This is a genomic window from Chitinophaga sp., assembly GCF_017745275.1.
Lineage (GTDB): Bacteria > Bacteroidota > Bacteroidia > Chitinophagales > Chitinophagaceae > Chitinophaga.
This window is the reverse complement of record NZ_JAGHZS010000011.1, coordinates 1-19,711: the sequence shown is the minus strand read 5'-3', so window position 1 is coordinate 19,711 and position 19,711 is coordinate 1. Positions and strand designations below refer to the sequence as shown.

Here is a 19,711-nt window from a genome sequence, read left to right as displayed (position 1 = left end):
AACCTGTTCCCGTGAAAAAAATATTCCCCCTGCTTACCGGGATACTACTGCACTATGCCAGCGTATCCGCACAATCAACCGACAATGACCTCTATGCACAAACCAGTGAGGTCAATAATATTATGGTGCAATATGAAGCAGATGCCGGTAGTCTTCACCGCTTCTATTTTATAGAAAATTCACCAGAGCACTTTGCCCGCTTTAATACGCTGATAAAGAGCTATCAGCAACGGTTACAACAGTTGAATTATGACCGCCTGAATGTTGGTGCGCAGGTGGACTATACGTTGTTCAAACGCCGTCTGCAATCGGCTGCGGAAGAACTGCAGGAGGCGCAGCAAACGTATAGCTCTGTGAAGCGCTGGTTTCCGTTTGCCGAAAAAATTTATGAGGCCGAACAGCACCGCCGTCGCGGTGACAAACCGGATGCCCCCGCCCTGGCTGCACAACTCAGCGAAATAGCGAAAGAAGTTGCCAGGCAACAACAGCAACTGGCAACGGACAGTAGCCTCTCTTTTGCACAAACGCGCTGTGGTATGGCTACCGTGAAAGACCTGCGGAGTGCGCTGAACAGCGTATTTACTTTCTATAATGGCTACGACCCACTTTTTTCCTGGTGGATTCCCGCGCCTTATAAACAACTGGATAGTCTCCTGAAAAACTACAGTGCCGCTTTCGCCAGGCAGGAAACGAAGAAGGTACAACTACCGGACGATGGCAGCGGCATTGCAGGGCATCCTATTGGCCGCGCTGCACTGGTGCGGGGCCTGCAGGAAGAAATGATTCCTTATACGCCGGAAGAATTACTGGCGATCGCCAACAAAGAATTTGCCTGGTGTGATGCGGAAATGGAGAAGGCCACCCGCGAAATGGGATTGGGCACCGATTGGCGGGCGGCACTGGAAAAAGTTAAAAACAGCTACGTGCCGCCGGCAGACCAGCCCGCCGCCATGATGAAGTTGTATGAGGAATCTGTTGGCTTCCTCCGCGAGCACAACCTGATTACGCTGCCACCACTTGCTGATGAAACCTGGCGCATGATCATGATGACGCCGGAACGGCAACTCGTCAACCCATTCTTTACCGGCGGGGAAGAATTTAGTGTATCCTACCCCGTTAGCAGTATGAGCCAGGAAGATAAAATGATGAGTATGCGCGGTAATAACCCGCATTTCTCCCGTGCCACAGTACACCATGAACTCCTGGCCGGTCATGCTTTACAGGAATTTATGCAGAACCGCTACAAAACATACCGCCATTTTGAAACGCCTTTCTGGATTGAGGGCTGGGCCCTCTATTGGGAACGGCTGCTGTGGGATCAGGGCTTTGCCAAAACACCGGAAGATAAAATAGGTATGCTGTTCTGGCGTAAACATCGCTGCGCAAGAATTATCTTCTCTATTAATTATCATACCGGCAAATGGACACCGCAACAATGTATCGACTTCCTGGTAGACCGGGTTGGCCATGAACGGGCCAATGCAGAAGGAGAAGTAAGACGCTCTTTTGCCGGCGGTTATAGCCCCTTATACCAGATCGCCTATATGATCGGTGGCCTGCAGTTCGAAGCGCTGAAAAAAGAGCTGGTAGACAGCGGGAAAATGACATTCAAACAATACCACGATGCCGTATTAAGAGAGAACATGATGCCTGTTGAAATGCTCAGGGCCATTCTGCTTAATAAACCGATACCGAAAGATTTTGCCACCAATTGGCGTTTTTACAAGCTATAACGGAGAATACGCCGGTGCTTTCCAGCACCGGCTTTTTATTGCCCCAGACTTTCCATTCAGTTAAAATCAGCAATCTATCAGTTAATTTCCGGGAAGTAATATCCACTCTTTTCAAATAGTTTTGTTGTAATAATTGTCAAATTAACAATTAAAAATCAGCCAATTCGCGTCCATTGCGTTGTTTAACGTATTGTGTAAACCTGTAACAATGTAGATCAACCAGAATTTTTAACATCGCTTAAATCATTATCCCATGCGAGTAATTGTCATGGCTTTTATCGCCCTGTGGGCGGTCTTACCATCTGTTGCCCAAAACGTAAGAGTGACGGGCACCATCACAGATGAAAGAAACGGGCCATTGCCCGGAGCCTCCGTTAAAATCAAAGGAAATTCCCAGGGAGTAGTCACAGATGAAAAAGGAACATTCGTGATTACTGCCCTGCCTGACGCCACACTGGAAATCAGTTTTATTGGCTATCTCAAGCAGGAACAAAAGCTGAAAGGCCGCACACATTTAAACATCGTGCTGACACAGAAAAATGGCGCACTGGAAGATGTGGTGGTTATCGGTTACCAGACCGTTAGTCGTAGAAAAGCCACGGCCGCCGTTTCCAGCATCCGGGGGAAAGACATTGAAAACATTCCTGCCGGCAGTTTCGAACAGTTGCTGCAGGGCCGCATGTCGGGCGTAAATGTGCAGAACTTTACAGGCGAACCCGGTGCTGCACCCACCATTTCTGTAAGAGGAAATACGGCCATCAGTACCTCCTACCAGGATAATCAGTACAAGATATTAAACAAGCCATTGTATGTTATTGACGATGTGCCACAGTTTAATGATGATATGATAGGGCCCAACATCGGCACCGGTACCAATAGTATTGCAGGACTGAATCCCAATGAAATAGAATCGGTAGACGTATTGAAGGACGCCGCCGCAGCAGCAGTATACGGCTCCCGTGGCGCCAATGGTGTGATCATTATCAAAACCAAACGCGCCAAAACAGGAGCTCCCCGCTTCAGCCTTTCCGCCTACGCCGGACTAACGGAGATCCCTAAACTCCGTACCGTATTGGTAGGCGCCGCTGAACGCCGGGAAAAAATCCGCCTGTATGACGATGCCTTCGAAGGTAACCTGGACCGCTTAGTCCACAAGAACCTGATCATGACCGATAGCCTGAATCCTGACTTAAACAAAGCCACCGACTGGCAACGTTTGTTTTACCGGAATGGTATGATCCGCAACGCTGATCTTAACGTATACGGGGGATCGGAGTATAATACTTACCGCTTATCCGCTGGTTTTTATATGGAAGACGGGATCGTGAAAGCTTCCGGGTTTAAACGGTATACACTCAATTATTCATCTTCTATACGTACTAAAAATGGTGCGCTGGAGGTTATCCCCAATATCCGGCTGGCGCGTATGGAGCGCGGGCGCGGCTCCGGTAGCAGCACCGACCTGTTCGGTGCACTTGGCCAGAGCATGCCATCCTCCCTCTTTGCACCCGATGAGAATAGCCTGCAAAGAGTACTCGGCAGATACTCCAGCAATATGGATATTAATACCGATAACCAGGTAAATGGAGATATTTCCTTCCAATTGCGTTTATCCAGGCAACTGTCGTTCCGCTCCCGTAACTCTGTAGCCATGGTGATGAGCCGCCGTGATATATCCGTACCCGGAGAACTGAATGCAGACCTGGGCAACAGTGCTGCATCCAACAGTGGCCTGCAACAAAGTTATACCACCTCCAACGACCTGAACTGGAACGCCGTATTTGGCAAACAGAAAGAACATACGATTAATGCCATTGTAGGACAGGAAGTACAATACAGTACCTATCAGAATACCTATGCACGTGGTGACCGTGGCGCCAGCGACCAGATACAGGTGGTCAATGGTTTCCCGCAGGGGCCATATCTGACCGGTAGCTCTTCCTATTCTGCCTTCGGTATCCTTTCACTGTTTTCACGCGTTAACTACGATTATAAAAGCACCTACCTGCTTTCCGCATCCCTGCGTGGTGATGCCGCCTCCAGTTTTGGTCCCAATAATAAATGGGGATATTTCCCCGCTATCTCGGCAGGGTGGATCATCAGCAATGAACCCTTTATGCGGCGCTACTCCAACTGGTTGTCTATGCTTAAACTCCGCGGTAGCTATGGAGTGCTGGGAAATTTACCTGGCGACTACTACCTGCAATATAGTTTGTACAACGTGGGCGGTGCCTGGTATAATGGTAGTAACCTGAATCCTACTACTTACAATGGAACGGTAACCATCACTCCGCAATTCGGCTCCGGTGGCGTGGCGCAGAAGGATATCAGCTGGGAAAAAACAACCAGCTGGAATGGTGGGATAGAAGCAGAATTGATGAACGGTAAGTATTATTTCAGCGCTGATGTATATGTGAAAAACAGCAAAGCCGGTTTGATCAATATGGACCTGCAAAGCACCACCGGTATAGCTACAGCTAAAACAAACGGTGCACAACTGCGTAACGCAGGCGTAGATATTAATTTCCAGGTTCGTAATGTATTGCCGGCAAAAAGCGCGCTTCGCTGGGAAATACTATGGAATGTGAGCATGAACAAAAATATGGTGGTAAGCCTGCCAAACGACAACAGGGATATTACTTTTGGCAACCTGTTCAATACCACCCATATCCTCTCCCGTGGCCAGGCAGTGAATACCTTCTATTTGCTGAAAACATTAGGTGTATACGCTACCGATGCAGATATTCCTACCGATAGATATACCGGCAAAAAATTCCAGGTGGGCGCCGTTAATGATCCCTCCGCCAATAACCCCTTCCGCGCAGGCGAGTTTATTTTCGCAGACCTGGATGGTGATGGCATCATAGATGCTTTCAACGGTGGTATTACCGGCGACAAGATTCCTTATGGCAATCCTAATCCCTTTTTAACCGGTGGTATTACACAAAATTTCTACTGGAAGAATTTCACTTTTGGTTTCCTCTGCACCTTCACCTTTAAAAGAGATGTGCTGAACCTCTATGAATCTGATACCTACGGCCGTTACGGCTGGGACCAGTCAGGTAATGAGTTCTCGAAATATGCGGTATCAGATCTTTCCGGGATGAATATCTGGAGAAAGCCCGGCGACAAGGCACAATATGCCCGCATGGATATCGGCACTTACCGCTACTATTATCGGGCCGATCAAACCTTTTTCCTGGAGAAGGGAGATTACTTCCGCATTAAAAATGTATCCTTCGGATATACATTGAAAGAAAAAGCACTGAAGCCACTGCATTTGAGCAGGCTTCGCTTCTACGGGCTAATGGACAATGTCTATATTTTCCAGGCATCGAAAAGATTGCCGGATGCGGAAAATGTGAATCCCTACGGAGAATATAATGGAGTAGGATACCCTAGTCCGCATAAGTACACCCTGGGTATTGACGTAGGATTTTAAAAACAGCTAAACACATTTTATGAAACGATTGCTTTTTATTCTCTTCATAGGAACCTGTTTATCCGGATGCAAAAAGATGCTCAACCAGGCGCCGAAAGATACCACCTACGAAGAGAAATTCTGGAAGTCAGAAACCGATATGAGAAAAGCGCTGGCAGGCGCCTATGCTTCGCTGCGGGCCAATTTGCTGGATCAGGATTACCTGCATAACCTCGGCGATCTTACCCTGGGAGATCAGTATATTGTTATCCAGGATGCCCCTTATTTTTACGGAGCCGACTGGAACATACAGGTGGGGAAATTTGAGATGAATTACCTGGGCGTATTCCGTAACTGGTCAAGGTTTTACAGCACGATCCTGCAAACTAACCTGATACTGGAAAAACTACCGTTGGTACCTGATAATACTTTCCTGGATGATCCGGAAAAAGGACGAAAAAATATAGCAGGACAAACCCTGTTTATCCGCTCCTATGTATATTTTCAGCTGCTGCGTACCTTCGGTGATGTACCCCTCATTACTACGCCGGATCCCAATCCTATTGCCAATACACCATTGGCCCGTACCGATAAAAAAGTAGTGGCGCAGCAAATATTAAATGACCTGGACTCCGCTATTAATTGTCTCGATATGGCATATGACGTAGAATCCAATAGAGGCGTAGTACCCAACAAAGCAGCTGCCATGGCGCTACAGGCACAGGTGTATATGTGGCGTGCCTGTGTGATCAAACAACCGGCCTTTGAAGGTACACCGGACCTTGCAGATGTTAATAAAGCTGCCGCACTGGTAGAACAGGTAGTAAGCAGTGGTTTATATGGAGTGGCTGCTGCCGGCGAAAAAGTAGACAGCCTGCAATATGCAAAGATATTTACAGGCAACAGCCGTGAAAGCCTCTTTGAATTATATACCCGCTTTATCAATAACGAAGGGTCCAGTAATTTGATGCCTGAAAAATTTCTTCGCATACCCGTGCTGGCCAAAGTAACCCGCAGCAATTTATTGTTAGGCAACAGTTATGTGAACAACCTGTTTCCACGCGTTATTCAAACCGGGCCGGAGGAAGAAGATACTGTAACGAATACAGATATACGAAGAAGAGTTTTTTTATATGATGCAGATGGTGCCAGTCCCATCTTTGTAAAATTCAGCAATGTCGTTTACAACAATCCTAATCAGCAGGCGGATCCTTATCTCGACAACAATGTGCCGTTAATCCGCTATGCAGATTTGCTGTTAACCCGTATGGAGATAGCAGTATACAATGGACAATTGGGCGATGCCTATTCACAGCTGCGCAGCTTCCGCCGTTCCCGTAACCGCCCGCAGCAAGACTCCGCCGCTTTTGTCAGCGATGCACCGCTTTCCTACAATCGTATGCTGGACGAAATTATGACGGAACGCGCGTGTGAATTGTTTATGGAAGGACAGTTGTATTTCGATGATGTGCGTATGAAACGCACGTTTGTTCCCTGGCTTACACCTGCCAGGTATAACCAGGAAGGATACCTGATGCCGCTGGATCCTGCGCTGTTCAATAACAACCGGATGCTGGTGCAAAACAAATACTGGGCTGGTAAAATTTAAGATCTCTAAAAATAATCTTCATGAAAATATTACAAGCATGCATCCTGCTAATACTTCTTATTACCGGATGTAAGAAAGATAAATACCTGGTAGATGACGGAGGTACTAACCTGGAAAGGATCAGGAAGATGTCTACCTACGATTTCCTGAAGGAAAGTAAGGTCCTGGACACGGTGGTACTCCTGATAGACAAAGCCGGGATGAAAGAAGAGATAAACGGCGATATCACTTTTTTTTCTCCTACCACTTTCGGTGTTAACAGTTTCCTGGCGCAACAAACAAAAGCACTGCAAAGAAAGTATAATAACGAAAACATCAAGTTTACATTAGATAGCCTGGTTACCGACAGCATTAAATTTTACCTGCGCAGGCACATCTTCGCCGGGGTAATAGACAAGAAGGCGCTGGGTTATACAAAGAAACTTTTTCAGAATAAGAGCGGAGAAGGCAGCTATTACCTGAATCTCGAAAAATACTATATAGATGTAAGTGGTATCCGGTCTACTACTAACCGGATATTGCTACGTCGCATTTTTGGTCAGGCAGATGAAGACGTGCCCGATGGCGTACAGAATAAAGCGCCGGACTTCTATGCCTATGTGCAAACATCGGAGGTACGTACGGCCACCGGTATGGTGCATGTGTTGGAAGCCAACGCTAATCTTGGATTTTATATTTATAGAGAAAACTAAAATAAGCAGCTATGAAATATATTTTGTTCACCGCCCTCGCCTTTACTGTACTCATCATAGCCTGTACCAAAGTAGAGAATGGTTTTTTGAGTGAAGGCATGCGTTATAAAAGCCCGGAAATTTATATTCCTAAAGGGATCACAGCCCGCTACCCGGGTATTTTATTTGATGGTTCCACACCGCCTGTACATTTTGAATTATTGGATATGCGCCCGGTAGAGGGTGGTAAGCTACCCGCCGCTTTCAGTACCAAATACCCGGTATGGACATTTAAAGATAAAATGTCTTTCGATCCCGATAAGGATACTACTATTGCGTTGTTGCGTGCCAAACAGGATAGCTCGCAGGAATTACCTTTTGAGTTTAACCCGGTGAACGGTGGATTTTTATTTAAGGCTCCTGCCACCAATTTACCGAATGGGGTATACGAGTTTGATGTGAAAGCGACCAACGTAAATGGGAGCAGGATATACAAAAATCTGGCACGTCTGCATATCCAGGATCCGGAATATATCCGCATGACGGAGGTCCCCGTCATTCCTGGTTACGACTCTGTTACGAATACTTTTCCCGGCGAGGCTAAAGGTACTATGGAGTTAAAGCGCATTTCTGCACAGGGCACCAAGGTATCGTTGAAGATCGTGGATAAAAATGGAAAGCTTTTTAACCCGCGGAATGGAGAGGTGATTGTGCGGGGCGACCGCCCATCTTTTGCTTCTTATGCGAGGTTTAACCCCGTGGTGGTAACCGATACTGCGCTGATCACCGATTTCGCTATTGCGCCATACCCGGCTAAGCTAATTCCCGGGTATGTGAACTACCTGATCTATTATCGTATTCCTGCCCGGTTTATAAAAATGGACGGAGGACCCATCAAAGGCTGGGCGGCCAATCCCCGCTTTGGATTCCAGATATTATTTGAAGGTACTTATGAAGTAACCGTGAGGTTGCCCAATGTAACTAAGTTGTAACAGGCGGAACGCATACCGCGTTCGGCCTGCGCCGGGAGTGCAGCTTTAAATGATGTTATATATTGCGGGAGGTGAAATGAGTGAAAACCCGTTGCTCGTGCAGAATGACGGCAGTTTTGATAATTGTAATAAAGACAATTATAAGTTATTATATTAGATGCGTATGAATACAACAGGTATGACTTCATTTTTTGGAAAGATAACAGTGGCGGCTGCCGGACTATTGTTCACCAATAGCACCCTGAAAGCACAATTAAAGCAGGATTATCCTATAAAGCCTGTAGCATTTACGCAGGTCAGGGTAAACGATCTTTTCTGGGCGCCGAAAATTAAAACCAATGCCAGCGTAACCATACCATATACATTGGATCAATGCAGGAAGACGGGCAGAATAGATAACTTCCTTCGGGCTGCTGGTAAGCTGCCGGGAGATAAATTAACGGAATATACCTTTGATGACACCGACCTCTATAAAATAATAGAGGGTGCTTCCTACGGGCTGCAAATGCAGCCCAATCCCGGTTTGGAGAAATACCTGGACACCCTCATTGCTATTATCGGGGATGCCCAGGAGCAGGATGGCTATCTCTATACCTTCCGTACCGTGAAAGCAGCCAAACCTCACGAATGGATGGGGAGCAGGCGTTGGGAGAAAGAAGAAGATCTCAGCCATGAACTATATAATGCCGGTCATCTCTTTGAAGCTGCGGTAGCGCATTACCAGGCTACAGGTAAGAAAACATTGCTCAATATTGCCATCAAAAATGCAGACCTGCTGGTACGTGTGTTTGGCTGGGGGAAGGAAGAAAAGTATCCCGGTCACCAGATCGTGGAAACAGGTCTGACCCGCTTGTACCGTGTAACCGGAAACAAAGCTTACCTGGACCTGGCTAAATTTTTTCTGGATGTACGCGGGCCCGGATCGGAGTATAGCAGCGAATATAACCAGGCTTATAAGAAAGTGACTGATCAGCACGAAGCAGTAGGACATGCCGTGCGTGCCACCTACATGTATACAGGTATGGCAGATGTGGCGGCATTGACGGGTGATCGTCAATACCTGAAAGCCATTGATGATATTTGGGAAGATGTGGTAAACCGTAAATTATATATTACCGGAGGTATTGGCGCTACCGGTGCAGGAGAAGCATTTGGAGCAGCGTATGAACTGCCTAATATGTCGGCCTACGCCGAAACCTGTGCTGCTATTGCCAATGTGTATTGGAACAACCGGATGTTTTTGCTCCATGGCGACGCCAAATATATAGATGTACTGGAACGTACGCTGTATAACGGATTACTATCCGGGGTGTCGTTAAGCGGCGACCGTTTTTTCTATCCCAACCCACTGGCTTCTATGGGACAACATCAGCGGAGTGCCTGGTTTGGTTGTGCATGTTGTATCTCCAACATGACCCGCTTCCTGCCTTCAATGCCTGGATATGTGTATGCACAAAAAGACAATGATGTATACGTAAACCTGTTTGTAGGCGATTCAGCTACTATACAGTTGAAAGCAGGTAAAGTGAATATTGTACAGCAAACCATGTATCCCTGGAACGGTAAGGATGACATTACCATCCGTCCGGCTAAACCAATGACTTTCAGCCTCAGGATACGTATCCCCGGATGGGCGCAAAATCGTCCTGTACCGGGCAACCTGTATTTTGAAGACGACAGCGCCACTGTGAATATTCCCGTGCTGTTGAATGGAGCGCCGGTTACATATACCATGGATAAGGGATATGCCGTGATAACACGTACCTGGAAGGCGAACGACAAAATCACGGTAGACTTTCCTATGCCGGTGAAAAAAGTAATGGCCGCTGCTCCCGTAAAAGATGATCAATACCGCTTTGCCCTGGAACGCGGCCCTATGATGTTTTGCCTCGAAGGTCCCGATAATAAAGAGGCCACTGTGCAAAATATTGTAGTGGATAAACAGGCCGCCGTGCGTACTGTTTTCCAACCTGACCTGCTCAATGGCGTAATGACACTGCAAATGCAAGGTACTGCCGCCAGCAGGCAACTGCATTCAGATTCCCTGCTCACCAGCCATCAAACGGTAACGGCTATACCGTATTATGCCTGGGCTAACCGCGGACCATCTGAAATGACCGTCTGGATACCGTTTGAAGCCTCCGTGGCCAAGCCTAAGCCGGCACCCACCATTGCTTCTAAAAGTAAGGTCAGCGCTTCTATCAAAAATAAACGGATGTACCTGGCACTGAATGACCAATATGAACCCAAAGACTCCAAAGATAACAGTGCACTTTACCTGCACTGGTGGCCTGCAAAAGGCAGTAAAGAATGGGTGCAGTATGACTTTGACAGCAGCTACACGGTGCATGCCGCTAAAGTATACTGGTATGATGATGGTCCTTTTGGTGGTTGCCGCGTTCCTGCCGCCTGGAAAATATATTACCGGCAAGGCGACAATTGGGTGCCGGTAAAGAATACCACCCCGTATCCCACGGAGAAAGATAAATACAACCTGGTATCTTTTGAACCAGTCACCACCACTGCACTGAAACTCGAAGTGCAACAACCGGTAGAAAATGCCAGTGGCATACATGAGTGGATAGTGGAGTAATGCTGTTGTCCATATCATAAGCTATCGCCGGCCTGCACACGGAAAAGCGCAAAGAAAATGACCTTCTTTGCGCTTTTCCGTGTCCGCCAAACTTTACAAGTGAAGAATATTTAAATAATACTTTGTATTGCAAAGTGCTTTTTATTTTATAACTTTACATTGTATTCAAAACCTATTTATGGAAACTGGAATTTCCAAACGCCTGCCGGGCATTTTTGTATTCGGCCTGGCATGCCTATGTCTTGCATTGATTGTGCTAACGTTCGCCGTTTACATGGGGCCTCGCAGCATTAGAGAAACCGGCTTTGTGCTGACACATTTCATGTTATTACTTTATTTTTTTGTCATCTGGTTAAGTGGTCACCTAAAACGCAATCCACACCGGCGAAAGCTGGTAGCCATATTTGTATTATTACTACTGGTAGACGCTTATACAGTCAACACTTCCATGGCCGTATTCGATGCTACTACTCCCTGGTTTGCCATTATTTTGGTGCTCATGGGCGCCAACATCCTGGCATTCTCCTGGTTTGAAGAGTCCCCGGAATGGGTGAAGTGTTTGCAGTGTGCTTTGCTGGGTTTTACTTTCCTGGCGCCGGTGTATTTGGCGTGTTACCTGCTGAATATGTATATCATCAGCATCATTGGATTGATCGCCATAGGTATATCCCTGGTTACCTTTTCTCCCATATTCGTGATCTGGTTCCATACCAGGATGGTACGCAAGCTGGTATGGCCCATATATCGTTACCGCTTTATCTACCTGTGTGCTATGGGGTTGGCAGTAATGATAATCGCTGCCTATGCTTTTTTGTATGCGACGAAAGTAAATGCCATGGATCGTATTTATGGTCAAACCACACCCGGTACAACGGATATGCCCGGCTGGATAAGAGTTGCACAGGAGCCCATGTTTGGACCGGTTACAGAGATGATCTTAAGAACCGGCATTACTTACAGGGCCCCGGAAATGGATGCATTTGGTTTTTTCGATATGCCATCGCAGCGCGAGTATGACAGCGAAGTAAAACACGACCCATTGTTCGTCCTGTCGGCTTTTATCTTTGGTCGCACCTCTATCCCGGAAGAAGATAGAGTAAAAATCCTCAGCGTGGCGTATGATAAACGCCACTTTGCAGAAGAACGTCTTTGGGGCGGGCGACATTTAGCGACCACTAATGTGAACACCCGCGCGGACCTCTGGCCACATTACCACCTGGCTTATACCGAGAATACAATTGTTGTCAACAATGAAGGTGAGGAAGACTGGCGGCTATGGAATGAAGAAGCCATTTATACTTTCCACCTGCCGGAAGGAGGCGTCGTGACTTCATTATCGCTTTGGATCAACAACAGGGAAGAAAAAGGAATATTAACCACCAAACAAAAAGCAGATAGCGCCTATAAGGAAATTGTTGGTCACCAATACCGGGATCCTTCTGTTGTTCACTGGCAGGAAGGTAACCGGGTAGTGGTGCGCGTATTCCCTGTGCCGCCGCATGGTAAACGGCAATTCAAAATTGGTATCACGGCGCCTTTGAAAGTACAGGATGGACAGTTGCTCTACCAACCCACCTGGTTTGAAGGTCCGTCCGCAGAGCATGCCGACTATAAGGTATCGTTGAACATGCAACAATGGCCCAAAGAAATGGCCACGCCTTCCGGGTTCTTCCACGATGACAACCGCCTGGCGTACCTGGGTAACTATCATCCCAACTGGGAATTAAAAATTCCCAATGAAACGATCGACAACGCCGCTTTTAATTTTAACGGGCAACGATATACGCTGCTGCCGTATACACCAGCCTATGAATTCTTTACGCCTGCCAATTATTATCTCGATGTTAATCAAAGCTGGCATTACAACGACTACCTGGAAATAATCTCAAAGCTGAAAGATAAACCAGTGTGGGTATTTCATCCCCAAAAAGGATGGACAGCCGTAAACGCACTGAATAAGAAAAACTTATTCGAAGATCTGCTGGAACTCAACTTCTCCCTGTTTCCTTTTCATCTGATTCCACAGCCCGCTACTGCCATGGTAATCACGGCTTCCGGTCAAACCTCGCCACAGCTAAGCGATTTAGGAGAAACTACATTTCAGAATAGCCTGCGCAGCTGTTTTAATAAACAACGGATACGACTATACGATATAGGCCAAACCTTATCACCTTACCTTGCCACGTTGAAGGAGTCACGGTCACTGATCTACGAAAAGGGAAGCCTGGAGCAGTTGTTGTCTCAAATCAGCAAAAACAGTTTCCTGAAACCGGAAGAAAGCAGCAGTCAGTTGATCATGGCGTCATCTGGTATCCGCATTGCCCGTAGCGCGGACAGCACCCCAACACAAGGTCCGGATCACCTGGCCCGCCTGTTTGCCTACAACTACATTTTACAGGAGCTGGGTCCGCGGGTAGCTGCTGCGGACGCCGGCAAAGATAGTCTCCTGGTGCAGGTAGCAAAGGAAGCTTATGTGGTATCGCCGCTATCCAGTTTGATTGTACTGGAAACGCAGGCCGACTACGATCAGTTTGGCATTAAAGACGATAACAATGCGTTGAAGAACGCTTCCCTGAATGGCCATGGTGCCGTGCCGGAACCGCATGAATGGGCCTTGTTTATAGTGGCAGTAAGTTTACTTTTCTATGTCAGATTTGAAAAACTGCTGTTCCGCAAAAAAGGAAAGGCATGCTAACGTTATTGTATACACGGTGTACAAATAGAGGGGCAAAACTGCCGGCAACCTGGTTGCTGGCAGTCTATTGCTGTGTAGCCATCTACGAATTACAAACTTATTTCGCGTGGCGGAGCGCTTTTTTTGGATTGTCGGTATTGGCCATGGGTATGACCTTCCGGGTAAATGCCGCATTAAAAGGAAGTACCCGCTGTGGCTGGGCCGCGTTGCTGTTTTTGTTGCTCTCCTATAGCATGCCGGTGCTCACATTACGTTACCTGGTATTAGTGTCCGCCGCTTTTTTTGTGGTAGAATATTTTTATGGCCGTATACAATGGCTCACTTTTATCACCGCCCTGTTGATTACCCCGGTCATCGACTATGTAGTGAATGTATTTAGCTTTCCGCTACGCCTGTGGCTGACCGGTATTGCGGGGAATATACTGGCAGCGGTGAATCCGGCGGTGACCACCAGCGGCAATATGATTCAACTGGGGCAGCAGGCATTTACAGTAGATGTGGCCTGTATGGGGTTGCAAATGATGTTAACATCGCTGCTTTGTGGCGTGATGCTGATCGCCTTTTATCAGCGCCGCTACCAGAAAGCATTGCCCGTGATATGGGGGATATGCGTGCTGCTAACGATTGCAGGACTGAACATCATCGCCAACCTGTTTCGTATTATTTTGCTGGTGCAATTTGCGCTGCCACCGGGTACACCGGCGCATGATGGTGTTGGTATTTTGTCGTTGCTGGCGTATGTAGTACTACCCATGATACCAGGTACCAGGTGGTTACTGCAACGTTATGGAAAAACAGTCGTTGTATCCTCTCCGCCGCCGCCCCGCCGCTACGCGCCGGTATTACAGGGTGTGTTACTAGTAGGCGTTATTGCCGCCCAGGTATGGCTATGGCATCCTGCGATGACTGGCAATGCTATGGATTCGTCGGTGAAAACCCTGCCCGGATATGTGCGCACCAATGAAGATGATCACGTCATTAAGCAAACGACTACCGATGCATTGTTATACGTAAAACCTATCCGGGGTTTTTACTTTACAGATCATCAGCCGATGATTTGCTGGAAGGGCAGTGGTTTCGAATTTTCCAATGCACAGGAACGGACCATACAGGGCGTAAAAATGTATACCGCTACTTTGCAAAAAGGCAATGATCGCCTGTATACGGCCTGGTGGTATGAAAGCAGTACCTGTCGCAGCAGCAGCCAACTGGCATGGCGATGGGATGCTCTCCGCAACGGGAGCCACTATTACCTCGTGAATATCACCGTAGAAAAACCGGCTTTACTGGAACAAAAAGTCCGCGAATTATTAGCGGCGCGGCTTATTCAGTAATTTCTGACTCTTCTTTATGACGGGGTTGATAATACAAATAGTAAAATGCCAGTATTAAGATACCCGTTACAAAAGGAATCAGGGCCAGGTGCTTATAGGTTATTTCACCCATGATCACCTGCGTATCAAAGTGAAAGAACTCACTGATCATCCAATAGGAATTGGCCGTAATCCAGACGGTAATAGCCACATTATGGCATAATTCCGACATGTACTGGCGGGTGCGCCAGGCAATCACAATAGAAATAATGAGGGTAGGAAAAATCATGGCAATGCCCAAAGGCTTCCAGATCATACACCAGCTGATATCTTTCAATAGCCAGAAAACAATATGCAGGTTTTCCATTTTACGATAACTCAAAGGAATACTGTATACCGATGATGTGGTGGCTTGCTTGCTCATGTGCGTAGTTCGGTTAATTTTACCTGGTTGAAATAGGGGATAAAGATATTCTTTATCTTCGTTTTGTACCAGCAAAACTCCGGCGATGAATGAATTTTACTGGAATTATCAGCAAACCAGGTTTCATGGTATTGAGTGGATCCCCCCACAGCATCACCGTGTCATGATCATCGTACACGGAATTGGCGAGCATGTGGGACGTTATGACCACGTGGCCGGATTTTTTATGAAAGAAGGCTTTGCCGTAGTAGGCATCGATCACTACGGCCACGGTAAAAGCGATGGCCCTAAAGGTGGTTCCAAAGGCTTTGCCTTTATGTTCGACTACCTGCAGGCGTTTTTACAATATGTAAAAGACACCTGGCAACAACCGGTTGTAATGTATGGCCATAGTATGGGAGGAGGGGTGTTAACCGGCTTCTTACTGAAGCGGCATCCGGATATCCAGGCAGCCGTAGTTTCTGCACCAGCATTGATTATAGGCATGCGCCCCGGTGCATTCCTCAAAGGTATACTGAAGGTAGCCAGTACATTAGTACCTGATCTTCGGATAAACCAGGGACTGGACATCAATAAAATTTCACATGATAAGCAGGCCGTAGAAAAGTTCAGGGCAGATCCATTGCGACACGAAAAACTGAGCTTACGCCTGGCGAATGATATGATTCAAAATGGGGCCTGGTGCCTGTTACACGCCGATGAACTCAAAGTGCCCGCCTTATTAATCCATGGCAACGCCGATGAATTTACTGCCGTGGAAGGTTCCCGTCTTTTTGCCGGCAGAGCGCCTGCTACACTGCTTACCTACCGCGAATGGGATGGGATGTACCACGAAATGCATAATGAACCGGATAGCCGTGATGTTTTATTGTTTATAGCTGGTTGGCTGAGTAATGTTAGAAATTAGTAATTTCGATGTTACAATTCTATCAATTATGAAAATCCAACGTTCTATGAAATGGCTGTTGCCTGCTATTGTCCTGTTTTGTGCAACAAAAGCCAGTGCGCAGCAAATTGATCTCGGTGCCAGAGGAGGCATCAGTATTCCAAATCTCACTGGCGGCGGCAGTGAAGAAAATCCCCTCAATAAAGGTTACAAATCACGCCAGGGACCCGATTTCGGTATCTTCGGAGAATACCATTTTAGCAAACTCTTTTCTGTGGAAGCGATGATCAGCTATTCTTCCCAGGGAGGTAAAAAAGACGGAATGCAAGCGTTTCCTGTTCCGGCGGCATATGCGACATCACTTCCTCCGGGAACGAAATATCTATATGCTGATTTTAAAAGCCAGGCGAAACTGAACTACCTGATGGTGCCTATCCTCGCTAAATTTGGATGGAACCTGGGGCCTACATCTCCATTACGCCTGTACGTTGATGCAGGTCCGTTCTTCGGATTTTTGTTAAGCGGCAAACAAGTGATGAGCGGCGGTAATCAACCACTTTACATGGATGAAAATGGTAAAGCGCCGTTGGGTGCTTCCAGCAATTTCGACCAAACCGTTGATATCAAAGATCAACTGAATACTTTCAACTTTGGTGTAAGTGGAAACGTTGGACTGGCATATATCTTCGGACGTAACCAGGTATTTGTTGAAGGCGGTGGAAACTATGGCTTCCTCAACATCCAGAAAGGATCCGCTAACGGTAAAAACAATACCGGTGCTGCTACTGCATCTATCGGTTATGCTTATCGCATTAAGAAGTAAGCAGAAAGCTGAAAGCATAAAGCAAAAAGCTATTGTAGCGAATGATCAGAGCGAATAGATATTTAATCCTTCGCTCTGATCATTCGCTACAATAGCTTTTTGCTTTATGCTTTCAGCTTTCTGCTCTACGGATTTGTCGACCACAACCCCGCTGACTTCACCAGCACTCTTCTATTCAGCTTCAGTTGCGCTACTACAAATTCAGCTAAGTCTTCTGGTTGTAATACCTTATCAGGGTTGCCATCCGTTAATTTCAGGTCTTTCGCCATATCAGTAGCAATAGTACTCGGTGTTAACGCACTTACCCGGATATTGTGTTTCCTTACTTCCAGCATCAGGGACTCTGTTAACCCCAGCAGTCCGAACTTAGAAGCGCTATAGGCGCTGGTTAATGGTGCACCCCGTTGTCCGGCAGTAGAGGAAATATTGATGATATCACCTGTTTTCCTGTTGATCATATCCGGCAACACTGCACGGGTAACATAATAAACGCCCATCAGGTTTACCTGGATGATTTGTTCCCATTGGGCAGGCTCCAGTTCCAGGAATCCGCCAAATGCTGCAATACCGGCGTTATTGATCAGGATATCTATTGCTCCTATTTCTTTTGTGAGATGAGCAACCGCGGTATTTACCGCGTTCATATCGCTCACGTCTGCGGTAGCATATGCCACTTTTACGCCCGTGCCTTTGAGCTCTCCAGCCACCTCTTCCAGTGAACCTGCACTACGTCCCATCAGGGCGATATCTACACCTTCCTGTGCCAGCGCCACTGCCAGCGCACGGCCAATGCCTTTACCACCACCGGTGATCAGGGCCTTCTTTCCTTTTAAAGATTCCATAATGCATTCATTTCTTAATGACAAAAAATACCTGGCAAAGGTACAACCCTTTGTTACATTTACAGATTATCTTCGCATTATATCCACTATATAACAGTACCCAACAATGATCACAATCTCCAATGAAAAACTTACTGTGGTAATAAATCCACAGGGCGCAGAATTGCAAAGCATTATCCGCAACGACAACGGACTCGAATATTTATGGAGCGGAGACCCTGCCGTATGGGGCAAGAAAAGTCCTGTTCTTTTTCCTATTGTAGGCGGACTGAAAGACAATACCTACCACTATAATGGTCAGTCGTATACCCTCGGTCGCCATGGCTTTGCCAGGGAACAACTGTTCAGCATCATGACGCAGGGAACGGATCATGTCAGTCTCCATCTCACAGATCATCCGGCTACCCTTGCCGTATACCCTTTTCATTTCGATTTTATCATCGAATACCTCCTGCAGGACGATCAGCTACAGGTAACCTACCGCGTAGTTAACAAAGACAATAAAACATTGCTTTTCTCTGTAGGCGCCCACCCGGCATTTAAAATCCCATTGGTGGAAGGTACCGGCTACAACGACTACTACCTCTATTTCAATAAAGAAGAAACCACTGGTGTATGGCCCCTGTCTGCCGGCGGACAAATAGAAATGGCCCCCGTGCCCATGCTGGAACATACCCATGAACTGGCCCTTAAGAAATCATTGTTTTACCACGATGCACTGGTATTTAAAAACCTGGCATCTACGGCTATCAGTATTAAAAGCAAAGCCACACCGCATGGCCTAACCATGGAGTTTGAAGGATTCCCGTACATGGGCATCTGGGCAGCAAAAGACGGCGACTTTGTATGTATTGAACCCTGGTGCGGTATTGCCGATAATGTGGCGGCTACAGGCGCTTTGGAAGAGAAGGAGGGGATTAATCAGCTGGCGCCCGGTAACAGCTTTGAAAGAACCTGGACAGCGACGATATTTTAAGCCTTTAGCTGTTAGCAAATGCAGTGAAGATGATGTTATGTTGATCTTCGCTGCATTTGCTAATAGCCAATAGCCAATAGCTAACAGCTAACAGCTAAATGCTCTAAAAGTTATATCCGGCTTTCAGGCCAAAGAAGCCACGGGTACCATCTTTGAACCATGCTTCATACTTGGCTTCCACATCCAGACCGAGTAAACGGATACCCAAACCTGGTGCTACCAGTCCGCCTACACCATTGTAATTCTTTCCGGTATACTGTACAGTACCACCTTCTACTTTTACATACAACAGCGAAATCAGCTTATAACGTAAGCCCAGGCGAATAGGCACGGTATTTAAATCTTTGTAGTCATAGCCTACACCGTTAGTAGTACCGCTTTTACCACCAAAATGGAAGTAGCTTACGGAACCTACGGCAGTTAAACCTGCTACCAGTTTTACGTCAGCTCCCAAACCAATACCATAGCCGGTGTTATGAGTGTTGCTGAAGTCGCCTGTTGGGAAGCCTGCTTCTACAAAAGGACCGATGCTGAAACGCTTCAATTGTGCCTGTGATGATTGCGTGCTGATACAGATCACCAATAGCATGGTTGCAAATGACAGGAAGATTTTTTTCATAAGAAACTAATTTTCAAAGGAATGGTTGATTGTAAAAGTAAGAAACTAAACTCAAATGGGGAGCAGAAAGCTGAAAGCAGAAAGCAAAAAGCTATTAAAGCGGATGACCAGAGC

General features: G+C 46.8%; 14 protein-coding genes. 11 read left to right on the top strand and 3 right to left on the bottom strand.

Features of this window, described 5'->3' with window-relative positions; all coding sequences use genetic code 11:
• Window positions 1-11 precede the first annotated feature (11 nt).
• The 8 genes from J7623_RS29100 to xrtN all read left to right on the top strand — a co-directional run bounded on the left by J7623_RS29100 (window position 12) and on the right by xrtN (window position 15,048).
• On the top strand, window positions 12-1,733 hold the full coding sequence (locus tag J7623_RS29100; RefSeq protein ID WP_291927975.1) for a DUF885 family protein: 1,722 nt from the start codon (window positions 12-14) through the stop codon (window positions 1,731-1,733).
• A gap of 253 nt (window positions 1,734-1,986) precedes the next feature.
• Window positions 1,987-5,175 (top strand): SusC/RagA family TonB-linked outer membrane protein, encoded by a 3,189-nt coding sequence (locus J7623_RS29095; RefSeq protein ID WP_291927972.1) that lies wholly within the window; start codon window positions 1,987-1,989, stop codon window positions 5,173-5,175.
• 19 nt (window positions 5,176-5,194) lie between these two features.
• On the top strand, window positions 5,195-6,763 hold the full coding sequence (locus J7623_RS29090; RefSeq protein ID WP_291927968.1) for a RagB/SusD family nutrient uptake outer membrane protein: 1,569 nt from the start codon (window positions 5,195-5,197) through the stop codon (window positions 6,761-6,763).
• 20 nt (window positions 6,764-6,783) lie between these two features.
• Window positions 6,784-7,455 (top strand): hypothetical protein, encoded by a 672-nt coding sequence (locus J7623_RS29085; protein ID WP_291927966.1) that lies wholly within the window; start codon window positions 6,784-6,786, stop codon window positions 7,453-7,455.
• Between the two features lie 11 nt (window positions 7,456-7,466).
• Window positions 7,467-8,426, top strand: coding sequence for a hypothetical protein (locus tag J7623_RS29080; RefSeq protein ID WP_291927963.1), 960 nt, complete (start codon window positions 7,467-7,469; stop codon window positions 8,424-8,426).
• A 163-nt stretch (window positions 8,427-8,589) separates the two neighbouring features.
• Window positions 8,590-11,019 carry a beta-L-arabinofuranosidase domain-containing protein gene (locus J7623_RS29075; RefSeq protein WP_291927960.1) on the top strand — a complete coding sequence of 810 codons (2,430 nt, stop codon included), beginning with the start codon at window positions 8,590-8,592 and terminating at the stop codon, window positions 11,017-11,019.
• 178 nt (window positions 11,020-11,197) lie between these two features.
• On the top strand, window positions 11,198-13,714 hold the full coding sequence (locus J7623_RS29070) for an XrtN system VIT domain-containing protein (RefSeq protein WP_291927957.1): 2,517 nt from the start codon (window positions 11,198-11,200) through the stop codon (window positions 13,712-13,714).
• Window positions 13,708-15,048, top strand: a complete 1,341-nt coding sequence (gene xrtN / locus J7623_RS29065; RefSeq protein ID WP_291927954.1) for an exosortase N — start codon at window positions 13,708-13,710, stop codon at window positions 15,046-15,048. The genes J7623_RS29070 and xrtN overlap by 7 nt, the downstream gene beginning before the upstream one ends.
• On the opposite strand, the gene J7623_RS29060 is transcribed toward xrtN, so the two are convergent.
• A complete protein-coding gene (locus tag J7623_RS29060; protein ID WP_291927951.1) occupies window positions 15,038-15,451 on the bottom strand; it encodes a hypothetical protein in 414 nt (137 codons plus the stop codon). The genes xrtN and J7623_RS29060 overlap by 11 nt on opposite strands.
• Before the next feature lie 85 nt (window positions 15,452-15,536).
• Between J7623_RS29060 and J7623_RS29055 the strand changes: the two genes are divergently transcribed.
• Both J7623_RS29055 and J7623_RS29050 read left to right on the top strand, forming a co-directional pair.
• Window positions 15,537-16,358 carry an alpha/beta hydrolase gene (locus tag J7623_RS29055; protein WP_291927949.1) on the top strand — a complete coding sequence of 274 codons (822 nt, stop codon included), beginning with the start codon at window positions 15,537-15,539 and terminating at the stop codon, window positions 16,356-16,358.
• 28 nt (window positions 16,359-16,386) lie between these two features.
• On the top strand, window positions 16,387-17,160 hold the full coding sequence (locus J7623_RS29050) for a porin family protein (RefSeq protein WP_291927947.1): 774 nt from the start codon (window positions 16,387-16,389) through the stop codon (window positions 17,158-17,160).
• A gap of 125 nt (window positions 17,161-17,285) precedes the next feature.
• Here the strand turns inward: J7623_RS29050 and J7623_RS29045 are convergent, their stop codons facing one another.
• Complete coding sequence (locus J7623_RS29045) at window positions 17,286-18,002, bottom strand: 3-ketoacyl-ACP reductase (RefSeq protein ID WP_291927944.1); 717 nt, start codon at window positions 18,000-18,002, stop codon at window positions 17,286-17,288.
• A 106-nt stretch (window positions 18,003-18,108) separates the two neighbouring features.
• On the opposite strand from J7623_RS29045, the gene J7623_RS29040 reads away from it, so the two are divergent.
• A complete protein-coding gene (locus J7623_RS29040) occupies window positions 18,109-18,978 on the top strand; it encodes an aldose 1-epimerase family protein (RefSeq protein WP_291927942.1) in 870 nt (289 codons plus the stop codon).
• A 103-nt stretch (window positions 18,979-19,081) separates the two neighbouring features.
• Here J7623_RS29040 and J7623_RS29035 read toward each other — a convergent pair whose 3' ends face one another.
• Window positions 19,082-19,597 carry a hypothetical protein gene (locus J7623_RS29035; protein ID WP_291927939.1) on the bottom strand — a complete coding sequence of 172 codons (516 nt, stop codon included), beginning with the start codon at window positions 19,595-19,597 and terminating at the stop codon, window positions 19,082-19,084.
• Window positions 19,598-19,711: the final 114 nt, after the last annotated feature.

Excerpts from the sequence above, each read along its gene's own strand:
- J7623_RS29095 (WP_291927972.1), top strand. The coding sequence starts at position 1,987 with ATGCGAGTAATTGTCATGGCTTTTATCGCCCTGTGGGCGGTCTTACCA.
- J7623_RS29090 (WP_291927968.1), top strand. The coding sequence starts at position 5,195 with ATGAAACGATTGCTTTTTATTCTCTTCATAGGAACCTGTTTATCCGGA.
- J7623_RS29085 (WP_291927966.1), top strand. The coding sequence starts at position 6,784 with ATGAAAATATTACAAGCATGCATCCTGCTAATACTTCTTATTACCGGA.
- J7623_RS29080 (WP_291927963.1), top strand. The coding sequence starts at position 7,467 with ATGAAATATATTTTGTTCACCGCCCTCGCCTTTACTGTACTCATCATA.
- J7623_RS29075 (WP_291927960.1), top strand. The coding sequence starts at position 8,590 with ATGAATACAACAGGTATGACTTCATTTTTTGGAAAGATAACAGTGGCG.
- J7623_RS29070 (WP_291927957.1), top strand. The coding sequence starts at position 11,198 with ATGGAAACTGGAATTTCCAAACGCCTGCCGGGCATTTTTGTATTCGGC.
- xrtN (WP_291927954.1), top strand. The coding sequence starts at position 13,708 with ATGCTAACGTTATTGTATACACGGTGTACAAATAGAGGGGCAAAACTG.
- J7623_RS29060 (WP_291927951.1), bottom strand. The coding sequence starts at position 15,451 with ATGAGCAAGCAAGCCACCACATCATCGGTATACAGTATTCCTTTGAGT.
- J7623_RS29055 (WP_291927949.1), top strand. The coding sequence starts at position 15,537 with ATGAATGAATTTTACTGGAATTATCAGCAAACCAGGTTTCATGGTATT.
- J7623_RS29050 (WP_291927947.1), top strand. The coding sequence starts at position 16,387 with ATGAAAATCCAACGTTCTATGAAATGGCTGTTGCCTGCTATTGTCCTG.
- J7623_RS29045 (WP_291927944.1), bottom strand. The coding sequence starts at position 18,002 with ATGGAATCTTTAAAAGGAAAGAAGGCCCTGATCACCGGTGGTGGTAAA.
- J7623_RS29040 (WP_291927942.1), top strand. The coding sequence starts at position 18,109 with ATGATCACAATCTCCAATGAAAAACTTACTGTGGTAATAAATCCACAG.
- J7623_RS29035 (WP_291927939.1), bottom strand. The coding sequence starts at position 19,597 with ATGAAAAAAATCTTCCTGTCATTTGCAACCATGCTATTGGTGATCTGT.